Origin of the sequence: Ochrobactrum sp. WV_118_8 (genome assembly GCF_039631535.1) — a bacterium.
Lineage (GTDB): Bacteria > Pseudomonadota > Alphaproteobacteria > Rhizobiales > Rhizobiaceae > Brucella > Brucella anthropi.
On sequence record NZ_JBDIUZ010000001.1, the window covers coordinates 825,184 to 847,067 of the forward strand.

A 21,884-nucleotide genomic window follows, 5' to 3' on the forward strand; every position below is an offset into this window, starting at 1 on the left:
ATTAGACCGGGCCATCATTTCAATTACAAGGCCCGACCCCGTGTCCAGTACGTTGCCAGCACATATGCATCCCACCCGTTCCTTTCAGGGTCTGATCCTGACGCTCCATAACTATTGGGCGGAGCACGGTTGCGCTATCTTGCAGCCCTATGACATGGAAGTGGGTGCGGGTACGTTCCACCCGGCAACGACGCTGCGTTCGCTGGGGCCGAAGCCGTGGAAGGCTGCCTATGTGCAGCCATCGCGTCGTCCAAAGGATGGCCGTTACGGTGAAAACCCGAACCGTCTCCAGCACTATTACCAGTATCAGGTGATCATCAAGCCATCGCCACCGAACCTTCAGGATCTCTATCTCGGTTCGCTGCGCGCCATCGGTCTCGATCCGACGCTGCATGACGTGCGCTTCGTGGAAGATGACTGGGAAAGCCCGACGCTCGGCGCATGGGGTCTCGGCTGGGAATGCTGGTGCGACGGCATGGAAGTGTCGCAGTTCACCTATTTCCAGCAGGTCTGCGGCATCGAATGCTCGCCGGTTTCCGGTGAGCTGACCTATGGTCTCGAACGCCTCGCCATGTATGTGCAGGGTGTGGACAATGTTTACGACCTCAACTTCAACGGTCTCGAAGGTGATGAAAAGGTCACCTATGGCGAGGTGTTCCTGCAGGCTGAGCAGGAGTATTCTCGCTACAACTTTGAAATGGCCAATACCGAGGCTTTGCATCAGCATTTCATCGATGCCGAGCGCGAGTGCGAGGCCATTCTGAAGGCTGGTGCGCCTGGTCCGAACGCCAATCATCAAATGCATAAGAGTGTCTTCCCGGCCTATGACCAGTGCATCAAGGCATCCCACGTGTTCAATCTGATGGATGCGCGCGGCGTGATCTCGGTTACCGAGCGTCAGAGCTATATTCTGCGCGTGCGCAATCTTGCGCGTCAGTGCGGCGAGGCATTCCTTTTGACGGATGCCGGTGGTTTCAATTTCAAGCGTGAGGGCGAGTAAAGAACATGCCTGATTTGTTGCTCGAACTCTTTTCCGAAGAAATCCCCGCCCGCATGCAACGCAAGGCTGCTGGTGATCTGAAGAAGATGATTACCGATGGTCTGGTGGAAGCCGGTCTTACCTATGAAGCTGCGACCCCTTATTGGACGCCACGTCGTCTGACGCTCGATATTCGCGGCCTCACCGTGCGTTCCAAGGACGTGCACGAAGACATTAAGGGCCCGTCGGTCACAGCACCGGAACAGGCCATTCAGGGTTTTCTGCGCAAGGCCGGTCTGACGGATGTCGCCCAAGCCCATGTCCACTCCGATCCGAAGAAGGGTGATTTCTATGTCGCCCATCTGACGAAGCCGGGCCGCGCAGCGGAAGAGATCGTCGCCGAACTGGTGCCGCAGACGATCCGCAATTTCCCATGGCCGAAATCCATGCGCTGGGGTGCGGCTTCGGCCAGGCCGGGTTCGCTTCGTTGGGTGCGTCCGCTGCAGTCGATCCTCTGCACCTTCGGTCCCGAAACCGAGGAAACCGTGGTCATCGATTTCGATGTCGATGGCATCAAGTCGGGTAATGTCACCTATGGCCATCGTTTCCTGAGCGACGGTCAGCCAATCAAGGTACGTCGCTTCGAGGATTATGTCGAAAAACTCGAAAAGGCTTTCGTGGTTCTCGACGCCGAGCGCCGCAAGGAAATCATTTCGCAGGACGCGCATAATCTCGCCTTCGCTTCCGGTCTTGAGCTGGTCGAAGACGATGGGCTTCTGGAAGAAGTGTCCGGTCTGGTCGAATGGCCGGTCGTGCTGATGGGCGAATTCGAGGAAGAATTCCTGGCCATTCCGCCGGAAGTCATCCGCCTCACCATCCGCGCCAACCAGAAGTGCTTCGTCACTCGCAAGCAGGGCGAAGCCGAAGCGCTTTCCAACAAGTTCATTCTGGTGTCGAACATCGCTGCCCGCGATGGCGGCACGGAAATCGCTTACGGTAACGGCAAGGTCGTGCGCGCACGCCTGTCGGATGCACTCTATTTCTGGCACACAGATCAGCATGATCTGCCCGACCTCGACAAGCTGGCCGCTTCGGCGGAAAAGTTCGGTCTTGATCTGAAGAAGCCGCTCGATCAGCGCATGGCGCGTCTGGATGCATTGAATGTGACCTTCCATGCCAAGCTTGGCACGCAAGGCGCACGCGTTGAACGCATTCGCGAACTGGCTGCGCAGATTGCGCCGCTGGTGGGTGCCGATCCGAAACTTGCAGCGCGTGCGGCAGTTCTGGCAAAGGCTGACCTCACCACGGAAGTTGTCGGCGAATTCCCTGAACTTCAGGGCGCAATGGGTCGCAAATATGCGTTGCTTCAGGGCGAAGATGAAGCCGTCGCTGCTGCGATTGAAGAACACTACAAGCCGCAAGGCCCGTCCGATGTTGTGCCGAAGAACCCGGTTTCGGTTGCCGTCGCGCTTGCCGACAAGCTCGACACGTTGGTCGGATTCTGGGCGATCGATGAAAAGCCGACCGGCTCGAAGGACCCGTTTGCTCTGCGTCGTGCGGCATTGGGTGTGATCCGTCTCCTGCTGTCGCAGGAATGGAAGTTCCCGCTGCTGCCGCTCTTCCGCTCGGCCTTTGCCGCGCTGAAAGAAGGTCAGGTCCAGCGCAAGTTGCGCGAGTTTGAAACCAAGCTTGCTGGGGAAAACTCCGGTGATATCGACGGCGAACAGGACGTTGACAACGCATTGGCCAGCTATGAAAAGCAGGTTCGCGCCGAGGCGGAAGCATCGTCCGAGCCGGTGCTGGCTGATCTCTTGTCGTTCCTCCATGACCGTTTCAAGGTGCATCTGAAAGAAGAAGGTGCACGCTACGACGCCATTGATGCCGTGTTGTCGCCGGAAGCCGACAATCTGCTGCTGGTCGCGCGTCGACTGGAAGCGCTGATCGTCTTCATCAACGAAGAAGACGGCAAGAACCTTCTGGCTGGCACCAAGCGCGCCGCCAACATTCTCGCTGCCGAAGAGAAGAAGGGTACGAAGGTTGCAGACAGCGTAAGCGCGTCTCTTCTCCACGAAGCGGAAGAAAAGGCGCTGTTCGAAGCCGTCACTCTGGCTTCGCAAGATGCCGAGGCTGCCATTGCCCGTGAAGATTTCAACGGTGCGATGCTGGCGCTCGCCAAGCTGCGTGGTCCGGTCGATACGTTCTTCGAAAAGGTGCTGGTGAACGACGAGGACGAGAATGTCCGCGCCAATCGTCTGGCCTTGCTCGACCAGATTCGTGCGGCAACTGGAAAAGTGGCGGATTTCTCGAAAATCGCGGGCTGACTATTGGCAGTACGATAAAAAATATGGCGCTTTCGGGCGCCATTTTTGTTTATTTCAGGCTGGGTCTGAGTTCGAGCGAACTGAGATCGATTTCTTCCGATGCGCCGGCCCAGGGATCGCCAACGACGCGCACCGGCTTTGTGGGGTCAAAGTCTTCTGCTGGTGCGGCGGCTGGCTCAAGCAGATCGTCCGGAACGGGCTGACCCTGCATGCGCGCCATATAGGCACGGGCGCGCTTGCGGCGGGCCTCGATTTCCTTCTGTGCGTCCAGTTCGGCTGCCTGCTTTTGCGCACAGGTGCCGCAAACCGGCAGGCCGTTGGCACCGATCTTGTCATAGCCGATATAATCGATGGAGCCGACCTGATAGGTCAATGCCGCGCGCTCGCCTCCGTTTGCGGAAGCGATTGCGGGCAGTCCGATGGCCGTCAGCGAAATAGCGATAAATCGGGATAACATTATTCACCTCACGCATGAATAATATCACCATACCCTGAAAAACCTAACAAAACGCAATTTTTCATGCGCAATCATGATCGTCTTGCCGTGATTGTGCCCGGATAGAGTCCGAGCTTGCTTGCACATCACTTGCACCGGGGCCAGAGCTTGTGTAGGCAGAACGGGCTTGGAGCGCATTTCGATCTGATAGTGTCAGACCGGCGCTCTAACTGTCTGTTTTGATGCGCATCTTATCCGAAAACCGTTTCACATTTTTCGGGATGCGCTCCAACTTGGGACGCTCGAGAGGCGGAAAACCAGTGTCCGATATAGTCAAATTCGATGATGAGGCAGTCCAGCGCGCGGTGGAAGTGCTGCGGCGCGGCGGTCTCGTCGCCATTCCGACCGAAACCGTTTATGGCCTTGCCGCCGACGCTGCGAACGGCGAGGGTGTGGCGGGTATTTTCGCGGCCAAAGGGCGGCCTCAGTTCAATCCGCTGATCGCGCATGTGAGCGGTATTGCGATGGCCGAGCGCTATGTCACTTTCGACGCTCTTTCGCGCAAGCTTGCCGAGATGTTCTGGCCCGGCCCGCTGACCATCGTGCTGCCGCTGAAGGACAGGCAGGATACGGATCGCCCGATCCATCCGCTTGTAACCGCCGGGCTTTCGACCCTTGCCATCCGCATGCCGCTTGGCCGCGTGCGCGATATCATCGAGGGGCTCGACAGTCCGGTTGCAGCGCCAAGCGCCAACACGTCAGGCCGCATCAGCCCAACAAGCGCTCGTGCCGTTGCCGACGACCTCGGCAACAAGCTTGATCTGATCCTCGATGCCGGTCCCTGCGGCGTTGGGGTTGAATCCACCATCGTCAAGGTTGACGGTAATAAAGTGCATCTGCTCCGGCCGGGCGGACTGGCTGCGGAAGAAATCGAAGCCGTGATTGGTGAGAAGCTCGTGCGCGCCGACCACACATCGGCAATTCAGGCGCCGGGCATGATGGCCTCGCATTATGCGCCTGATGCTGCGATGCGGCTCGGTGTCGGCTCGGTGCAGCCGGGCGAAGCCCTGCTTGCCTTTGGCCCGCAGCGCGTGGCCGGGGCCGATACGGCAAAGGTGATCATGAACTTGAGCGCTGATGGCAATTTGCGCGAAGCCGCGGCCAATCTGTTCGATTTCATGCGCAGGCTGGACGCGACAGGTGCCACCACCATTGCCGTCGAGCCTATCCCCTTTGAAGGCCTCGGCGAGGCCATCAACGACCGTTTGAAACGCGCGGCGGCCCCGCGTTAACATCCTCCTATGTAAGAGGCAGACTATGCTGGACACCGCTCTGATCGAACGTTTCTCCGCCATCGTGGGCGAAAAGAATGCGCTCACCGCGCCGGAAGATCTCGCCGCTTATCTCGTCGAGCAGCGCGATCTCTATCACGGTCGCACACCTCTCGTCCTTCGTCCGGGTTCGACGGAAGAAGTCGCGGCGATCATGAAACTTGCCAGCGAGACGAAAACGCCGGTGGTGCCGCAGGGTGGCAATACGGGCCTCGTTGGTGGCCAGCAGCCCGATGAAAGCGGCGCAGCCATCATTCTGTCGCTCGGTCGTATGAACCGTATCCGTAACCTCGATACGGTCGGCAATCTGGTAACGCTTGAAGCCGGTGTCATCCTGAAGAACCTTCAGGAAGCTGCTGAAAAAGCCGGTCGCCTGTTTCCGCTGTCGCTGGGTGCCGAAGGTTCATGCCAGATCGGTGGCAATCTTGGTTCCAACGCTGGCGGCACGGCAGTGCTTGCCTATGGCAACATGCGCGAGCTTTGCCTCGGCCTTGAGGTTGTGCTGCCGACCGGCGAGATTCTCAACGATCTTCGCTATGTGAAGAAGGACAATACTGGTTACGACCTGAAAGACCTTTTCATCGGTTCGGAAGGCACGCTTGGTGTCATCACGGCTGCGGTGCTGAAAATCTTCCCGCAGCCGAAGGGCAAGGGCGTGGCTTATGCAGGACTGCGCAATCCGGAAGACGTGCTGCGCCTGTTCCAGCTTGCAACGGAACATGCAGGCCCGTCGCTGACCGGCTTCGAATTGATGCCGCGCGTGGGGGTTGAGTTTACGGTGCGCCATGTCGATGGCGTGCGCGATCCGCTCGAAAGCCCGCATGACTGGTATGTACTGATCGATATTTCTTCTACCCGCTCAGAAGAAGATGCGCGCACGACGCTGGAAACGATCCTGACCGAAGCCTTCGAGAACGATATTATTCAGGATGCGGCCATCGGCGAAAGCGTTGCGCAGGCGCAGTCCTTCTGGAAAATGCGCGAGGAAATGTCCTGGGCGCAGAAGCCGGAAGGTGGCTCGATCAAGCACGATATATCTGTGCCGGTCGCATCCATCCCCGCCTTCATCCACGAAGCCAATGCCGCGACGCTGGAAATGATTCCCGGTGCGCGCATCGTTTGCTTCGGCCATATCGGCGACGGCAACCTGCATTACAACGTTTCGCAGCCGGTAGGCGCTGACAAGGAAGCCTTTCTTGCGCGTTGGCACGAGCTGAACCACCGTATCCACACGATCGTCGCGAGCTATACGGGTTCGATTTCGGCAGAACACGGCATTGGTCAGCTCAAGCGCGAAGAACTGGCTTTCTTCAAGCAGGATGTCGCGCTTGACCTGATGCGCCGCATCAAGTCAGCTTTCGATCCGGCGGGCATTATGAACCCCGGCAAGGTTCTATAAAGTATCACTATTTAATCGAGTAAGGCGGGCGGTATTAACCGCCCGCTTGTTTTAGTAAACACTTCTTCAGAAGAATTTCCGAATTCTTACACCTGGTTGCAATCTGCTAACCAAAGGAAAAGGCAGGAAAAAGTTAACTTAACTCATTAAGCCCGTCGGTAATAAACCGCGCCTATTCTCCATCTCAACGAAGAGCAAAAAGCTCGACAAAGGGAAGTCGGAATAACCGGCTCTCAAAAATAAAAAACAGAGAGACAGAGGCGTCGAAAATGATGAGCAAGGGACTGAAGCCCGACTGGGCAGGACGGGAATTGCGGCTCGATCCGTTTCACTTTCCGCAGGTTGTGAGCTATGCGACCCATGACGGGAGCAGCGACGTTACCTTCACCATCAACGAGCGCGGTGCAGTGATCCGGCAGGTTCTGCCTTCAAGCGGCCTGCCGATGTCGATCGCTCTCCCGGCCAACGCATTTGTCGGCGTTGCCGCCCGTGCGGTGGAAGACGAGTTCGGCGAAATCACGGTGACGCTGGAGCTGATGCATGAAGACCCGCAACTCTCCGTTCCCTTGCTTGTCGCACATGATCTGACTGACGTTGCCGCCGACTGGCGCGCCTGGGCGGCAAGCTTCAATCTGCCGATGATGCTGGTCGAGGAAGACGGCGTCGCCCGCCCGCTTTATGAAAGCACCGGTGCGGTCCGCACCAGCCAGCCGCAGGCTCGCCGTCAGGGGCAGGAGCCGCGCCGTCGCCGTCCGCGTTTTCTCGCTCGCCGCAAGACCGGTACGCTTGGCGTCCGTCTGGTGATCTCCGGCAAGGAAATCATTGCTCGAAATTGAATTGGAACGCATCCCGAAAAGTGTGAAGCGGTTTTCGGACGAGATGCGCTCTAGAAAGGGTAAAGGGTCGCCTGAGATAAGGCGACCCCTTCAAAAAAACCTTGGCTGACCTCCAAAAAGCCCCCGAACGTTCACAACGTTCGGGTTTATTTTTTTCGGCTGAGAAATGCCATGACGGCCTCGCGGGCTTCATCCGAGGTAAGCCGTTCAGCAAAATGTTTGGCCTCACGTGCAATACGTTCGGAAACTTTTTCAGCTGGCATGCGCATCAGCGCACGGGCGATCTGCATGGCCTGCGGAGGCTTGACAGCGATTTCTTCTGCGGCCTTCATCACTTCCGTTTCCAGCGCATCTTCGGCAACGATCTGATAGACGATCCCGGCTTCCTGTGCGGCTTCCGCGGTAAATCCATGACCGAGCGCCAGCAGGGCAAATGCCTTCTGATGTCCCATCAGCGGTGGTGCCAGCAGACTGGAAGCTGCTTCCGGCACAAGGCCAAGATCGACGAAAGGCGTGCGGAACAAGGCCCGCGATGTTGCAAATGTCAGGTCGCAATGCAGGTGGATGGTCGTGCCGATGCCGATGGCAAGGCCATCGACACCGGAAACGATCGGCTTTTTTGCGCTGGAAAGAGCACCCAGAAAATCCAGAATGTCGTTGCCGAGATCGCCGCCCATCGCAGCCGCCATGAAATCCTGCATGTCGTTGCCGGATGAGAATGCACCTGGAACCCCGAGAAACACATGCACACGCACCGCGTCATCGGCATCGCCGTCCTTGAGCGCCTTTGCCATGGTGGCATACATGGCGCGGGTAATGGCGTTTTTCTTGTCGGTCCGGTTAAGACGGATGATCTGGATCGCGCCTTTGCGCTCGATCAGGATGTGTTCGCTCATGCTTATGCCTCCAGCGCGGATTTGGCGGCGGCAAGGCTGGCAGCGCCGGTGATGACTGTGTCTTTCAGGGACGATACTTCGGCAAGCATATTTTCCGCAAAGAAGCGGCTCAGCACTGCGCGGCCGCTATCGTCATCCGCGAGCGCCGCACGCGCGAGATAGGCGCCGCCGGAAACGAGCGACAAAAGCCGCTGATAAGGCGTGGCTCCGGCAAGTGCTGCCTCAAGCTGTCCTTCGGCAACTGCCTTTTGCAGCCAGTCCGTGGCTTCGCGGGCCTCATTGATGGCCTTGGAAAGGCGAGCGCCGGTTTCGCCGAGTTCCGGACGATTGGATGCGGCGGCCTTGTCGGCGTCGTCCTGCAATTCTGCAAGGAAGCCCTTGATATGCTCGCCATGTCCAAGCGGCAGCTTGCGCGCCACGAGGTCGATGGCCTGAATGCCGTTGGTGCCTTCGTAGATCGGGGTGATCCGGGCATCGCGCAGCAATTGCGCTGCACCTGTCTCTTCGATGAAGCCCATACCGCCGTGAATCTGGATGCCCAGCGAAGCGACATCCACGCCTGCATCGGTCGCAAAGCTCTTGGCGAGCGGCGTCAGCAGACCGGCGCGATCTGACCAGAACTGCTGGTCCGTGCCCTCCGTTGCATGGCTCATGTCGATGGCATGTGCGCAGGAATAGGTGATCGAACGGGCAACCTGCGTTAGCGCCTTCATGGTCAGCAACATGCGCTGTACATCGGGATGCTCGATAATCGGGCTCATGCCTTGCTTAGGATCAGCACCGATGGCGCGGCCCTGCTTGCGCTCCTTGGCATAGGCAAGGGCCTGTTGATAAGCGGCCTCGGCAACGCCGACACCCTGAATGCCGACCAGAAGACGCGCATTGTTCATCATGGTGAACATGCAGGCCAGCCCACGATTTTCCTCGCCGATCAGGTAGCCGACGGCGCCCTGTTCTTCACCCTTCACGAAACCATCACCATAGATCATGGTGCAGGTTGGCGAGGCATGGATGCCCATCTTGTGCTCAAGGCCGGAGCAGAACAGATCGTTCCTGCGGCCAAGCGAGCCATCATCGTTGACGAGGAATTTGGGTACGAGGAAAAGCGAAATGCCCTTCGTCCCGGCCGGGGCATCGGGCAGGCGCGCCAGCACCAGATGCACGATATTGTCGGTCAGGTCATGCTCGCCATAGGTGATGAAAATCTTCTGGCCGAAGATGCGGTAGCTGCCGTCACCGGCGCGTTCCGCACGGGTACGCAGTACACCAAGATCGGAACCGGCGTGCGGTTCAGTCAGATTCATCGTGCCCATCCACTCGCCGCTGATGAGCTTTTCGAGATAGATGTCCTTCAACTCCTTGGAGGCGTGCTTTTCGACCGCTTCGACTGCGCCCATGGTCAGTGTCGGCGCGATGGCGAAGGCAAGCGTCCCGGAGTTCCACATTTCGCTCACTGCCACCGACATCATCGTGGGCAGGCCCTGACCGCCATATTCCGGCGTGCCGGTCAGCGAGTTCCAGCCGCCTTCGATCCAGTCGCGATATAGCTCTTTCCAGCCCGGCGCGGTGGTGACAACGCCGTCCTTGACGGTCGCGCCATGCTTGTCGCCGGTGATGCGCAGAGGCTCGACGCGCTCTGAGGCAAACTTGCCGGCTTCTTCCAGAATGGCAGCGGCAAGATCGGCGGAAAAATCGGGGAAGCGGTTGTCATCGAGGGCTTTCTCCAGCCCTGCAACCTTCATCAGCGTATGGGAAATTTCAGAAACCGGCGCGCGATACATCTTTCCTCCGAGTATGTTTGGCGGACTTCTCCTCGGAAGCCCGCCCTGCGCCGGTGCTTCATGCAATCCGGCAGGAGCCATTTTGGCTGTTCAATACAAGAGCTATCGGCTTATTACGTAAACGTCAATATTGTGCTGCGGCTTCACAGCCATTTGTACGGAGGTGAACAATCTCGTGGATTTTTCGAATTTGACGTTTGAAACGGGATTAATATCGGACGGATATCAAACGTCAAATGCAATCCACTAGGCATTGTCCGCCTGTGAGGCCGAAACTCGGCGGTTACAGATAATGCTGTCGAGGCTATTTCTTGTCGGCTTGGGTTTCCCGCTCGACAGCGCGCCAGCCGATATCGGAGCGATAGAAGCCTTCCGGCCAGTCGATGAGCTTTACGGCTTCATAGGCGCGCGCCTGTGCTTCGGCGACCGTGTCGGCAATGGCAGTGATGTTGAGCACGCGGCCTCCGCTGGCAACGATGCTGCCGTCCTTCTCCGCCGTTCCCGCGTGGAAGAGTTTGACGCCATCAATGCCTTCGAGCTTGTCGAGATCGCGGATGACGCTGCCCTTCTTCACATTGGACGGATAGCCCTCCGCAGCCATCACAACCGTCAGCGCAGGCTGGTTTTTCCAGTCGAGCGAGACTTCATCAAGTTTGCCGTCCACGGCAGCATTGATGAGCGCGAGCAGGTCGCTGTTGAGGCGCATCATAAGCACCTGGCATTCCGGGTCACCGAAACGGGTGTTGTATTCGATGAGCTTCGGGCCGTCCTTGCCGATCATCAGGCCGAGGAACAAAATGCCGGAGAAGGGCGCGCCGATTTCCGCCATGCCGCGCATGGTCGGTTCGATCAGTTCGCGCATGGTGCGTTCGACGATTTCCGGCGTCATGACCGGAGCTGGAGCATAGGCACCCATGCCGCCTGTATTCGGGCCGGTGTCGCCGTCGCCGACACGCTTGTGATCTTGCGCCGAGCCGAGCGGCAAGGCGGTCTTGCCATCGCATATGCAGAAGAAGCTTGCTTCTTCGCCGTCCAGAAATTCCTCAACCACCACTTCGGCACCGGCGGAACCGAATGCACCTTCGAAACAGGCATCCACGGCGCCGAGCGCTTCATCGAGCGTCATCGCAACGATCACGCCCTTGCCTGCTGCAAGCCCGTCGGCCTTGACGACGATGGGCGCACCCTGCTGGCGGATATAGGCCTTGGCCTTGGGCGCATTGTTGAAGCGGCCATAAGCGCCTGTCGGAATATCGAAGCGCGCGCAGAGATCCTTGGTGAAACCCTTCGACCCTTCAAGCTGTGCCGCAGCCTTGGAGGGGCCGAACACACGGATACCCTCGGCACGCATTTCATCGGAAAGGCCAGCCACCAGTGGTGCTTCAGGCCCGACCACCACGAGATCGATCTTCTTGTCCTTGGCGAAAGCAATCAGAGCCTGATGGTCATCGACACCGATGTCGACGAGTTCCGCGATCGTCGCAATGCCCGGATTGCCGGGAGCGCAATAGAGTTTTGTCAGTGACGGAGAAGCGGACAGTTTCCAGGCCAGAGCATGTTCACGACCGCCAGAACCGATTAAAAGAACTCTCATTGCTTGCTCCGTCTTCGTCGGGGTTATAGTGATGGCTGCATATATCAAGGATTTCGCCATGTCACAGCCCGAACTACACGGATCGATTCAGTCACGCAATGCGCAAGGGCGTGTAAAGGATGCTCCATCGGGCCATTGGGTCTATAAGCTGCTGCCGCACTGGCTCTGGCCCTATGCGCAGCTCGCCCGCTGGGATCGTCCCATCGGATGGCAGCTCCTGCTCTGGCCATGCTGGTGGTCGGCAGCGTTGGTGGCAGGCGCGGGCGCCAAGCCGGGCGATGGCGCCTGGGCCGTCATGCCTTCGATCTGGCATCTCGTTCTGTTCCTGATCGGCGCCATTGCCATGCGTGGCTCCGGCTGCACCTATAACGATCTTGTCGATCAGGATATTGACGACAAGGTGGATCGCACGCGTTCAAGGCCACTGCCGTCGGGGCAGGTGACACGTGGTCAGGCCAAGATTTTTCTGGTTCTGCAGGCGCTGGTTGGTCTTGTGGTGGTGCTGCAGTTCAACTGGTTCTCGATCGGGCTTGGCATTTTCTCGCTTCTGATCGTCGCCGCTTATCCTTTCATGAAGCGCATTACCAACTGGCCGCAATTCGTGCTTGGTCTTGCGTTCTCATGGGGCGCATTCATGGGCTGGGCTGCGGTGGAGGGTTCACTCAGCCTTGCGCCGGTGCTTCTCTATATCGGCGCGATCCTGTGGACGATCGGCTATGACACGATCTACGCGCATCAGGACAAGGAAGACGACGCGCTGGTGGGCGTGCGCTCCACGGCGCGTCTGTTCGGCAAGCACACCAAGACGGCGCTGATGATCCTGTATGGTGGTGCTATCGGCTTCTTTGCCGCCGCTTTTGCCGTGGCACAGGTGCCGATGCCAGCACTGGCCGGATTGCTCGCAGCAGGCGTGCATCTCTATCGCCAGATCATCGTGCTCGATATCGACAATCCCGACCAGTGCCTGAAACTGTTCAAATCCAACAATATTGTTGGCTGGCTGATTTTCCTCGGGCTCGTTCTCGGAAGTCTCTGGGTGGCGGTCAAGCCGCTGGTATAAATAAGAAGGCCACCGTGTCCCGTGGCCTTCTTATTATGGGATCATGGATAAAGCCGTTCCTTGTTCCAGTCGCCCTCAGGTGCGGGACGTGTGAACAGAACGCGGTCATGCAGGCGGAAGGCCCTGTCATGCCAGAATTCAATCGAGACCGGACGAATACGGAAACCCGACCAGTAGGACGGGCGTGGAATGTCGCCGATGGCATATTTTGCGGTATATTCCGCAACGGCCTTTTCCAGCGCGAAACGGCTTTCCAGCGGGCGTGACTGCTTGGATGCCCAGGCGCCGATGCGGCTGCCGCGCGGGCGTGAAGCGTAATAGGCATCGGCCTCGGCATCGCTGACTTTCTCCACCGCGCCGCGCACGCGCACCTGACGGCGCAGCGTCTTCCAATGGAAGCACATCGCAGCCTTTTCCGCTGACAGGATTTCCTTGCCCTTGGTGCTTTCATAATTGGTGTAGAAGACGAATCCCTGTTCGTCGAAATCCTTCAACAGCACCATGCGCACATTGGGCAGGCCGTCGGGATCGACTGTTGCCAGCGCGACCGCATTCGGATCGTTCGGTTCGCTCGCTTTGGCGTCGGTCAGCCAGTCTGCAAAAAGTTTGAACGGCTGGGAGGATTCGGTGAAGTCGTCGCTTGCGTTTGTCATTTTGGATATTTCAAAAGCCTGTCGGAATTTGCGGATCATCCTGCAAGGGAATCCCCGCCAAAGAAACCCCAATGGGGCGGGTCGGGAGGGAGCTTCTTCCATAACCGGCATTTTGTCCATAGTCTTGCCGGGATGTGTCGTCGCAGGGTTCGACATGGCTTTACTTAGCGGGCAACTTCTTGTAGGGCGCCGGTCAAGGTGGGGGCTATGCCAAAACTCGACTTTTTGACGCTTTATATTGTAATTCTCTTAAATTCGCTGACGGTCTGCATCATCTGGACCGCTATCGCCTTCTCTTATCGCAAATTCCGGCCTGCCAGAATCTGGCTTCTTTCGACGACGCTTCTGTTGGTCGGAGGCTTCGTGCTTTCGCTGCAGGGTAATGAGGGCGCGTTCTGGCCTGCGGTCACCGGTAATACCATCATCATTTACGGTTTCTGCCTTGCCTGGGTCGGTGCGCGTTATTTCTATGGCCACAAAGGCGGCTGGCGGCTGGCGATGGGAATATCGCTCGCAAGTTTCGCCGTCATGGCGGCGTTTCATTCGAGCTGGCAGGGGCGCAACATAGCTTATGCCGTGGGGCAGTCAGTGCCCATGGGGATGACGGTTTTCTATCTGGCCCGGCAGAAGGGCATCGGTCTCGGCGGTCAGATTGCGATCATGGCCTTTTTGCTCGGTATCATTGGGCACGCCATTGAGACCTCGCTGAACATCGCCGCATGGGTGGGTGAGTTCGATCAGTCGCTCTATTTTACCATCGAAAGCTATGCGCTTGTCTGTGTGATCTATAGCGGCATGATCTGGAATTTCGGCTTTATCGTCATGGCGATGAACCGCTTGCATGGCGATATGGCCAAGGTAGCAGAAACGGACGAGCTGACCGGGCTTCCGAACCGCCGTCATTTCATGAAAAGACTCGCAAGGGCGGAGTTGGCGTTCAGCGAGGACGGTACAGCCTATAGCGTCATGCTGATCGACATCGATAATTTCAAACAATGGAACGACACCTATGGTCATGGGCTGGGCGATCAGGCGCTCGTGCATTTTGCCGATGTGGCGGTCGACGTCCTTAATCGGCGCGGTGTGCTGGCACGTCTCGGCGGTGATGAGTTTTCCATTCTGCTGACAAAGATGGACGAGCAGGAAGCGACGGAAATCGCACGCGACATCGTCAGGGCGATCAACGATGCCCCGCTTGCCTTCAATGGACAGAAACTCGCCATGACTGTCAGTATCGGCATTGCCAGTGAGGAACGCGACAACGAAACGAGTGACCTTGACGTTTTTGCCCGGGCCGATCTTGCGCTTTACAAGGTAAAGCAGGCTGGCCGGAACGGCTACGCAACACGCACGGCGACGGTGAACGCGCCGTGCTCTTCATTTTCGGACGGGCAACGAGCTGCCGGTTGATTGACCTTTCTCGAACCGGATGCAGAAAGCCGGGCACATCGTTTGATGGCTGAATAAAGTGCGGAGTTGGGCGTTGTGCTCCGATTCCGATTTGTTTACCTTTCCGGCACACTGCTTGTTAACTCAAGTTCACTCATAATCCCTGCATCTTTAGCGTGTAAAAATAAGGGAATAGCGTTGGCTGTCGAGACGCTTCGCCACAAGGACAATCTCTGGAGCCTGAGCTGCCGCGCAAATGCGCTGCGCAAGGCCGTGATTGGCATATGCATTCTCTCGCTTGCCGGTTGCGCCATGGGTGGCGTGAGCATTGAAAAGGCCGTTCCCGATTCTTCCACGATCACCGGATCGGTGAAACAGCCGCAGCCGGTTGAGACCGATACTGGCAAGCTTTCCGACCAATCCGCGATCAGGAACGTTGTTTCAGCGCTCAATTTCACGGAATGGGGCAAGAAGCCCGTACCGTGGGCCAATCCCGATACGGGCAGCCAGGGCACGATCACCACCATTGCCGAGAACAGCAAGAACAACCAGCTTTGCCGCGAATTCGAAACCTCGCGTGAAGCTTTTGACGGTGTTTCCATCTATCGCGGCGAAACCTGCATGCAGCGTGGTGGTCAATGGACGGTGACTTCGTTCGCGCCCATTTGAAAAGAAAAGCCCGGCCTGACTGGAACTTTTCCGACCATATGCGCATATTATGGGCAACGAGTCTTACTCATCTCATAGTTATTTTCCTGAAAGAGGAACTATATGCGCGATCCCTATAGCGTGCTGGGCGTCGCCAAAACGGCGAAGCCCGAGGAAATAAAATCGGCTTTTCGCAAACTGGCCAAAAAGCACCATCCGGATCAGAACAAGGATGATCCGAAAGCGCAGGAGCGCTTTGCAGAACTGAACCAGGCCTATGAAATTGTGGGCGACAAGGACAAGCGTGGTCAGTTTGACCGGGGCGAGATAGATGCCGAAGGCAAGCCTGCCTTTCAGGGTTTCACCGGCGGACAGGGCTTCGGCGGCGCTCATGGCGACCCGTTTGCCGGTTTCCGGCAAGGTGGCGACGGCAACAGTCACTTTGAATTCCGTTCTGGTCCCGGCGGCTTTCAGCAAGGCGGCGGTTTCGGCGGCGCGGATGATATTCTGAACGACCTTTTCGGCGGCGCTTTCGGTGGAGGCGCCCGTGCTGGTGGTGGTGCGCGTCAGCGCGGCCCGGCCAAGGGAGCTGACCTTTCCGCGTCTATTAATATTACGCTGGAGCAGGCGGCCGGTGCGGAGAAGGTCGAGGCGATCTTCCCGAATGGCAAGCACCTGAAGATCAAGTTGCCGAGATTCGTTGAAGACGGTCAGACCATTCGCCTGAAAGGGCAGGGCGAGCCGTTGATGGGCGGAACGGCAGGCGATGCGCTGGTCACGATACACTTCAAGGCACATCCGCGGTTTCGCCTCGAAGGACGTGATGTCCATGTAGATATGCCGGTCGAGCTTGCCGATGCGGTTCTGGGCGGCAAGCAGGAAGTCGAAACGCTGGATGGGCGTATCGCAGTCAAAATTCCGGCCTGGTCGAGTTCCGATCGCGTGCTGCGCCTGAAAGAAAAAGGCCTCCCGTTGAAAGCTGATGGGCGCGGCGATCTCTACGTTCATGTGCGGATCATGCTGCCGGAAGGCGGCGACAAGGAACTGGAAGAATTCCTGCAAAAGCGCAGAGTCGCCTGATACCAGGACGCTGAGACGCTAGCGCATCACGCCCTGAAAATGCTCAATCGTTGCACAGGCTTAACCAAAACTCGACTTCAATCGTTTAAAGCCGGGTGTTGTCTCTTTGCGGCAGTAAAGTGACAATGCCCGGCTTTTTCACTGCAATTGCTTGAAGGAGAGCCGAGCCTGTGCGATAGGGCAACAAGTTAATTGTTTTCAATGAGGACCCCTAATGACCGCACAGTCAGGTTTGTTGCAGGGCAAGCGTGGATTGATTCTGGGCGTCGCCAACAACCGCTCCATCGCATGGGGTATTGCCAAGGCCGCTCGTGATGCAGGCGCAGAGCTCGCATTCACCTATCAGGGCGATGCATTGAAGAAGCGTGTCGAACCGCTGGCTGAAGAGCTCGGCGCATTCGTGGCAGGACATTGCGATGTGGCTGATGCTGCCAGCATGGATGCTGTTTTCGAGACGCTTGAAAAGAAGTGGGGCAAGCTCGATTTCGTGGTGCATGCCATCGGCTTTTCCGACAAGGATGAGCTGACGGGTCGTTATGTCGATACGTCGGAAGCCAACTTCACCAACACGATGCTGATCTCGGTCTATTCGCTGACGGCTATTTCGCGTCGCGCGGAAAAGCTGATGGCGGACGGCGGATCTATCCTGACGCTGACCTATTACGGCGCCGAAAAGGTCATGCCGAACTATAACGTCATGGGTGTTGCCAAGGCTGCTCTCGAAGCAAGCGTGAAGTATCTGGCCGTCGATCTCGGCCCCCAGAACATCCGCGTCAATGCAATCTCGGCTGGCCCGATCAAGACGCTTGCCGCTTCGGGCATCGGTGACTTCCGCTATATCCTCAAGTGGAACGAATACAATGCGCCGCTGCGCCGTACCGTCACCATCGAGGAAGTGGGCGATGTCGGCCTCTATTTCCTTTCCGACCTGTCCCGTTCGGTGACTGGCGAAGTTCACCACGCGGATAGCGGCTATCATGTCATCGGCATGAAAGCGGTTGACGCTCCGGATATTTCGGTCGTGAAAGACTGAAGCAGCGAATACCAAAATCCCGAAAGGCTGACCGGCTTTTCGGGATTTTTCTTTGTCTTTCCCGCTGCGGGGAAGTTATCCAGATTATTCATTGGCGGCAGATAGGGGTAGGGCTGTGGCTCGGGAGATCATCTACTTTTCGCGTCACGGCGAGACAGACTGGAATGTTTCGCAGCGTATTCAGGGGCAGCTTGATATCGATATCAACGATAATGGGCGCAGCCAGGCCGACCGCAACGGCGATATGCTGAGATCGCTGATTGGCGAGGGTGCAGGCTTCGACTTCGTTGCAAGCCCGCTGCGACGCACGCGCGAGACGATGGAACGTATCCGTTTGCGCATGGGTCTTGATCCGTATGAATACCGCACCGATCCACAACTGATGGAAGTCAATTTCGGCGACTGGCAGGGCTTCATGATGGAAGACATTGCCAGGGAGCGTGAAGACCTTCTGGAAGCGCGCGCCCGCGACAAGTGGAATTTCGTGCCGCCGGGCACAACCGCCGAGAGCTACATGGGCCTGTCGCGCCGCATCGGGCGCTGGGTGGAAGCCGTGGAATGGCCGACTATCTGCGTGACGCATGGTGGCTGCATCCGCACGCTGTTTTACCTCTACGGGGACATGGACGGCCACGCCGCTGCCAATCTCTCCATCCCGCAGGACAAGATTCTGAAGTTTGCAAACGGCAAGCTGGAGTGGGTTTGATCCCGCAAATCAGTCTATAGTGACCGTAAACATAATTTTGCCAGCGGTGGAGGCGTTTTATGCCCTTCGAACGTTTCGCGGTCATATCGGATATTCACGGTAACAATGACGCCTTGGCTGCAGTGCTGGCCGATATCGATGCTTTGCAAATCCAGACGATTATCAATCTCGGCGATCATCTAAGTGGTCCTTTGGCCGCGCGTGAGACAGCAGATATGCTGATGGCGCGAGAAATGATCTGCATTCGTGGCAATCATGATCGCTGGCTTGTCGAAAAGCCGCTCGCAGATATGGGGCCGTCGGATCGGGTCGCGCGCCAGCAGCTTGATGACCGACACATCGAATGGCTGCTTGCAATGCCGGCATCGCAGTCTCTGGTCGATGGACGGATATTCATCTGCCACGGGACACCGTCAAGCGATACCACCTACTGGATGGAGAAAGTGACCGCGAACGGCGAAGTCGTTCTGCGAACCCGAGATGAGATCGAGGCCGAAGCTGAAGATATAGCTGCATCGCTGATCTTTTGCGGGCATACGCACACGCCGAGGATCGTTCGCCTGGGAGATGGGCGAATGCTGGTCAATCCGGGAAGCGTGGGTTGCCCCGGTTACGACGACGATCATCCGGTTCCGCACGTCGTCCAGACCGGCAATCCCAATGCATCCTACGCTGTCATCGAACAGACCGGGTCTGGCTGGCAGATAACCCTGCGCAATATTCCCTACGATACGGCGCGGATGGTCCGGATGGCGGAGAACAACGGTCGCGCCGATTGGGCGCGTATTGTCAGAAGTGGCTGGTTTCAGCCCACATGAAAAGAGCGACTTATGAGCCGCTCATTCTCTTTCTGGGGGCGTGCTTACGGCGCTTCCTGAATGTCGGTGATGAAGCGCGTGCTGTCGACCATGTCATAAATGATAAGGACCTTCATGCCCTTGTTGATCGCGCTGTAATCGAACTCACCGGGCAGCTTGTATGTCTGGCCGTCATCGAGTGTTATGGTTTCGCTGTCCTTGTTGATACCGGTGATCTTGCCTTCGGCATCGTCTGCCATCGCTACCGTCGAGAAAAGCGACGCCACGATGAGAATTAATCCGACCAGATAATGCATGACTTTCCGTTCCTTTGGTTGTGCCTCGGGTTGGGTTGTCGCCTGACCGATTCGACACGATTGTCGTGATTGCGATTTTCAGCGCGTTGCGCCGGATATCCCACAGTGTAGCGTGCGGAATGTGTCAAAAAAAATGCCGGATATCGAACTTCAGAAGGAAATTTTACGTCCTCAAGGAGCTTGATTTGACCGGCGTCAAAAAGCTCAATAAAACCGGGCCGTAAAGTAGCTGCTCTCTCCTTGACCCGCTCCGGACAAGGACAATTTATTCAGGCGTCGCGCATGTCTCACAATAGTTTCGGTCATCTGTTCCGCGTAACCACCTGGGGCGAAAGCCACGGTCTGGCGCTCGGTTGCGTTGTTGACGGCTGCCCGCCCGGCATTACGTTCACGGAAGCCGAAATTCAGGCCTATCTCGACAAGCGCAAGCCCGGCCAGTCCAAATATACGACGCAGCGCCGCGAACCGGATCAGGTTCGCGTGCTTTCCGGTGTTCTTCTGGGCGACGACGGCGTGACCATGACGACGACTGGCACACCGATCTCGATGATGATCGAGAACACCGATCAGCGCTCGAAGGATTATGGCGAGATTGCCCGTCAGTATCGTCCCGGTCATGCCGATTATACCTATGACGTCAAATACGGCATTCGCGACTATCGCGGCGGCGGACGTTCGTCGGCGCGCGAAACGGCAGCTCGTGTGGCAGCAGGCGCCATAGCGCGCAAGGTCGTGCCGGGGCTTGAGGTCAAGGGCGCGCTGGTGGCCATGGGCGTGCACGGTATCGACCGCCGTCGCTGGAACTGGTCGGAAGTGGACAACAACCCTTTCTTCTCGCCGGATGCCGGTTCGGTCGAGTTGTTCGCAGACTATCTTGATGGCATTCGCAAGAGCGGATCGTCGGTCGGCGCAGTCATCGAGATTATCGCTGAAGGTGTGCCTGCTGGTATCGGGGCGCCGATCTACGGCAAGCTCGATCAGGATATTGCCAGCCTGCTGATGTCGATCAACGCCGTGAAGGGTGTGGAAATCGGCAACGGTTTCGAGGCTGCCCGTCTTACCGGCGAAGAGAACGCCGACGAAATGCGCATGGGCAATGACGGCAAGCCGCTGTTCCTGTCCAATCATGCTGGCGGGATTCTCGGTGGCATTGCGACTGGTGCGCCGGTTGTGGCGCGTTTCGCCGTCAAGCCGACCTCGTCGATCCTGACCCCGCGCCGCTCCATCGACAAGGACGGCAAGGAAGTGGATGTGATGACCAAGGGTCGTCACGATCCGTGTGTGGGTATTCGTGCCGTACCGATCGGCGAGGCGATGGTGGCCTGTGCGATTGCAGATCATTATCTGCGTCACCGCGGCCAGACTGGCCGCGTCTGACTAACTTGGGGCCAGACTGGCCGCATGTGATTGAATTCGGCCATATTGGCCATATCTGACCGACGATAGGGCCCGTTGGTTGCCTGACACATAGAGGTCGAAATGAGCTATAACCAGAAACAGGTCGTGGATGCGCTTCGCGCTTTCGAACGCGGCGAAATCGTTGTGGTCATGGATGATGACGGGCGCGAGAACGAAGGCGACCTGATTGTTGCCGCCGTGCATTGCACGCCGGAAAAGATGGCCTTCATCGTCCGCCATACGTCCGGCATCGTCTGTACGCCGATGACTCGCGACGAAGCCAAGCGTCTCAACCTCGCGCCGATGGTTGCCGAAAACGAATCCGCTCACACAACAGCGTTCACTGTGACGGTCGATTACCGCCATGGCACGACGACCGGCATTTCGGCAGAAGACCGCACGCTGACCGTGCGCAATCTGGCGAACCCGAATGCCGGTGCTTCGGATTTTGTGCGTCCCGGCCATATTTTTCCGCTGGTTGCCCGCGAAGGCGGCGTCTTGATGCGCTCCGGCCATACGGAAGCCGCTGTCGACCTCTGCAAGCTCGCAAACCTGCCGCCCATCGGCGTTATCTGCGAACTGGTCAATGATGACGGTTCCGTCATGCGTGGTCCGGACGTGAAGGCCTTTGCTGAAAAGCACACGCTGCATCGGGTTACGGTCGCCGACCTCATCGCCTATCGCCAGCGCAAGGAAACGCTGGTCAAGCGCGTTGGTGATGCACCGGTCAAGACCTGTGCAGGTGCGGCCCATGCCTACACCTACGAACTGCCATGGGAACCCATGCAGCACGTAGCCGTCGTGTTCGGCGATATTCGTGACGGCGAGGAAGTGCCGGTCCGCCTGCATCGCGAAGATGTGCTGAACGATGTCTTTGGCAAAGGTGGCAGCAATCTCGATGCCATCATGGAAAAGATGGGCAAGGAAGGTCGCGGCGTACTGGTCTATCTGCGCGAAGGTTCTGTTGGCGTGCGTTCCGATCACCACGACACCCGCGCCCGTGACGCGATCCAGAGCGAGCATGAAAGCCATGCCGAAGCGGTTGCCCGCGAGGAGGAATGGCGTCAGATCGGCCTTGGTGCGCAGATATTGAAGGATCTCGGAATCACGTCGATTGTGCTTTTGGCATCGCGTGAGCGTCACTATGTTGGCCTTGAAGGTTTCGGCATCCACATCGCCCGTACGGAAATCATCTAGTCTCCTTCAGACAAAGCTGGCGCATGGCCGTCA

The 21,884-nt window shown here is 57.7% G+C and carries 20 protein-coding genes; 14 read left to right on the forward strand and 6 right to left on the reverse strand.

What is annotated here, in order from left to right; genetic code table 11:
- Window positions 1-64 precede the first annotated feature (64 nt).
- Both ABDF71_RS03890 and glyS read left to right on the forward strand, forming a co-directional pair.
- The gene (locus tag ABDF71_RS03890) at window positions 65-1,000 is read left to right on the forward strand and encodes a glycine--tRNA ligase subunit alpha (protein ID WP_010658342.1); all 936 of its coding nucleotides are present in this window, start codon (window positions 65-67) and stop codon (window positions 998-1,000) included.
- 5 nt (window positions 1,001-1,005) lie between these two features.
- Window positions 1,006-3,300: a glycine--tRNA ligase subunit beta gene (gene glyS, locus ABDF71_RS03895; protein ID WP_151615821.1), complete on the forward strand. Its 2,295-nt coding sequence runs from the start codon at window positions 1,006-1,008 to the stop codon at window positions 3,298-3,300.
- 49 nt (window positions 3,301-3,349) lie between these two features.
- Here glyS and ABDF71_RS03900 read toward each other — a convergent pair whose 3' ends face one another.
- Window positions 3,350-3,757, reverse strand: a complete 408-nt coding sequence (locus ABDF71_RS03900; protein WP_125301879.1) for a hypothetical protein — start codon at window positions 3,755-3,757, stop codon at window positions 3,350-3,352.
- A 260-nt stretch (window positions 3,758-4,017) separates the two neighbouring features.
- On the opposite strand from ABDF71_RS03900, the gene ABDF71_RS03905 reads away from it, so the two are divergent.
- From ABDF71_RS03905 to ABDF71_RS03915, 3 genes are all read left to right on the forward strand, one after another.
- Entirely contained in the window at window positions 4,018-5,028 is a 1,011-nt protein-coding gene (locus tag ABDF71_RS03905) for an L-threonylcarbamoyladenylate synthase (protein ID WP_210341993.1), read from the forward strand.
- A 25-nt stretch (window positions 5,029-5,053) separates the two neighbouring features.
- Window positions 5,054-6,466, forward strand: a complete 1,413-nt coding sequence (locus ABDF71_RS03910) for an FAD-binding oxidoreductase (RefSeq protein ID WP_125301874.1) — start codon at window positions 5,054-5,056, stop codon at window positions 6,464-6,466.
- Between the two features lie 269 nt (window positions 6,467-6,735).
- The gene (locus tag ABDF71_RS03915) at window positions 6,736-7,302 is read left to right on the forward strand and encodes a DUF6101 family protein (RefSeq protein WP_010658347.1); all 567 of its coding nucleotides are present in this window, start codon (window positions 6,736-6,738) and stop codon (window positions 7,300-7,302) included.
- 146 nt (window positions 7,303-7,448) lie between these two features.
- On the opposite strand, the gene ABDF71_RS03920 is transcribed toward ABDF71_RS03915, so the two are convergent.
- From ABDF71_RS03920 to purD, 3 genes are all read right to left on the reverse strand, one after another.
- Complete coding sequence (locus ABDF71_RS03920; RefSeq protein WP_040129809.1) at window positions 7,449-8,198, reverse strand: crotonase/enoyl-CoA hydratase family protein; 750 nt, start codon at window positions 8,196-8,198, stop codon at window positions 7,449-7,451.
- A 2-nt stretch (window positions 8,199-8,200) separates the two neighbouring features.
- The gene (locus ABDF71_RS03925) at window positions 8,201-9,979 is read right to left on the reverse strand and encodes an acyl-CoA dehydrogenase family protein (protein ID WP_040129807.1); all 1,779 of its coding nucleotides are present in this window, start codon (window positions 9,977-9,979) and stop codon (window positions 8,201-8,203) included.
- Window positions 9,980-10,283: 304 nt separating this feature from the next.
- A complete protein-coding gene (gene purD / locus ABDF71_RS03930; protein WP_151609748.1) occupies window positions 10,284-11,573 on the reverse strand; it encodes a phosphoribosylamine--glycine ligase in 1,290 nt (429 codons plus the stop codon).
- 58 nt (window positions 11,574-11,631) lie between these two features.
- Between purD and ubiA the strand changes: the two genes are divergently transcribed.
- Window positions 11,632-12,633 carry a 4-hydroxybenzoate octaprenyltransferase gene (gene ubiA / locus ABDF71_RS03935; protein WP_151615843.1) on the forward strand — a complete coding sequence of 334 codons (1,002 nt, stop codon included), beginning with the start codon at window positions 11,632-11,634 and terminating at the stop codon, window positions 12,631-12,633.
- A 41-nt stretch (window positions 12,634-12,674) separates the two neighbouring features.
- Here ubiA and pdxH read toward each other — a convergent pair whose 3' ends face one another.
- The gene (gene pdxH, locus ABDF71_RS03940; RefSeq protein ID WP_029375899.1) at window positions 12,675-13,286 is read right to left on the reverse strand and encodes a pyridoxamine 5'-phosphate oxidase; all 612 of its coding nucleotides are present in this window, start codon (window positions 13,284-13,286) and stop codon (window positions 12,675-12,677) included.
- A 207-nt stretch (window positions 13,287-13,493) separates the two neighbouring features.
- Between pdxH and ABDF71_RS03945 the strand changes: the two genes are divergently transcribed.
- From ABDF71_RS03945 to ABDF71_RS03970, 6 genes are all read left to right on the forward strand, one after another.
- A complete protein-coding gene (locus ABDF71_RS03945; RefSeq protein ID WP_151615820.1) occupies window positions 13,494-14,696 on the forward strand; it encodes a GGDEF domain-containing protein in 1,203 nt (400 codons plus the stop codon).
- A 219-nt stretch (window positions 14,697-14,915) separates the two neighbouring features.
- Window positions 14,916-15,344, forward strand: a complete 429-nt coding sequence (locus ABDF71_RS03950) for an RT0821/Lpp0805 family surface protein (protein WP_236020272.1) — start codon at window positions 14,916-14,918, stop codon at window positions 15,342-15,344.
- Between the two features lie 102 nt (window positions 15,345-15,446).
- Window positions 15,447-16,403, forward strand: coding sequence for a DnaJ C-terminal domain-containing protein (locus tag ABDF71_RS03955; protein WP_036581419.1), 957 nt, complete (start codon window positions 15,447-15,449; stop codon window positions 16,401-16,403).
- Window positions 16,404-16,617: 214 nt separating this feature from the next.
- Window positions 16,618-17,436, forward strand: a complete 819-nt coding sequence (gene fabI, locus ABDF71_RS03960; RefSeq protein ID WP_010658356.1) for an enoyl-ACP reductase FabI — start codon at window positions 16,618-16,620, stop codon at window positions 17,434-17,436.
- A gap of 115 nt (window positions 17,437-17,551) precedes the next feature.
- Complete coding sequence (locus ABDF71_RS03965) at window positions 17,552-18,142, forward strand: histidine phosphatase family protein (RefSeq protein WP_012090810.1); 591 nt, start codon at window positions 17,552-17,554, stop codon at window positions 18,140-18,142.
- 59 nt (window positions 18,143-18,201) lie between these two features.
- Complete coding sequence (locus tag ABDF71_RS03970) at window positions 18,202-18,960, forward strand: metallophosphoesterase family protein (RefSeq protein ID WP_151615819.1); 759 nt, start codon at window positions 18,202-18,204, stop codon at window positions 18,958-18,960.
- A 44-nt stretch (window positions 18,961-19,004) separates the two neighbouring features.
- Here the strand turns inward: ABDF71_RS03970 and ABDF71_RS03975 are convergent, their stop codons facing one another.
- A complete protein-coding gene (locus tag ABDF71_RS03975) occupies window positions 19,005-19,256 on the reverse strand; it encodes a DUF1344 domain-containing protein (RefSeq protein ID WP_010658359.1) in 252 nt (83 codons plus the stop codon).
- 282 nt (window positions 19,257-19,538) lie between these two features.
- On the opposite strand from ABDF71_RS03975, the gene aroC reads away from it, so the two are divergent.
- Window positions 19,539-20,633, forward strand: a complete 1,095-nt coding sequence (aroC, locus tag ABDF71_RS03980; RefSeq protein WP_010658360.1) for a chorismate synthase — start codon at window positions 19,539-19,541, stop codon at window positions 20,631-20,633.
- Between the two features lie 102 nt (window positions 20,634-20,735).
- Window positions 20,736-21,851: a 3,4-dihydroxy-2-butanone-4-phosphate synthase gene (gene ribB, locus ABDF71_RS03985; protein ID WP_012090813.1), complete on the forward strand. Its 1,116-nt coding sequence runs from the start codon at window positions 20,736-20,738 to the stop codon at window positions 21,849-21,851.
- Window positions 21,852-21,884: the final 33 nt, after the last annotated feature.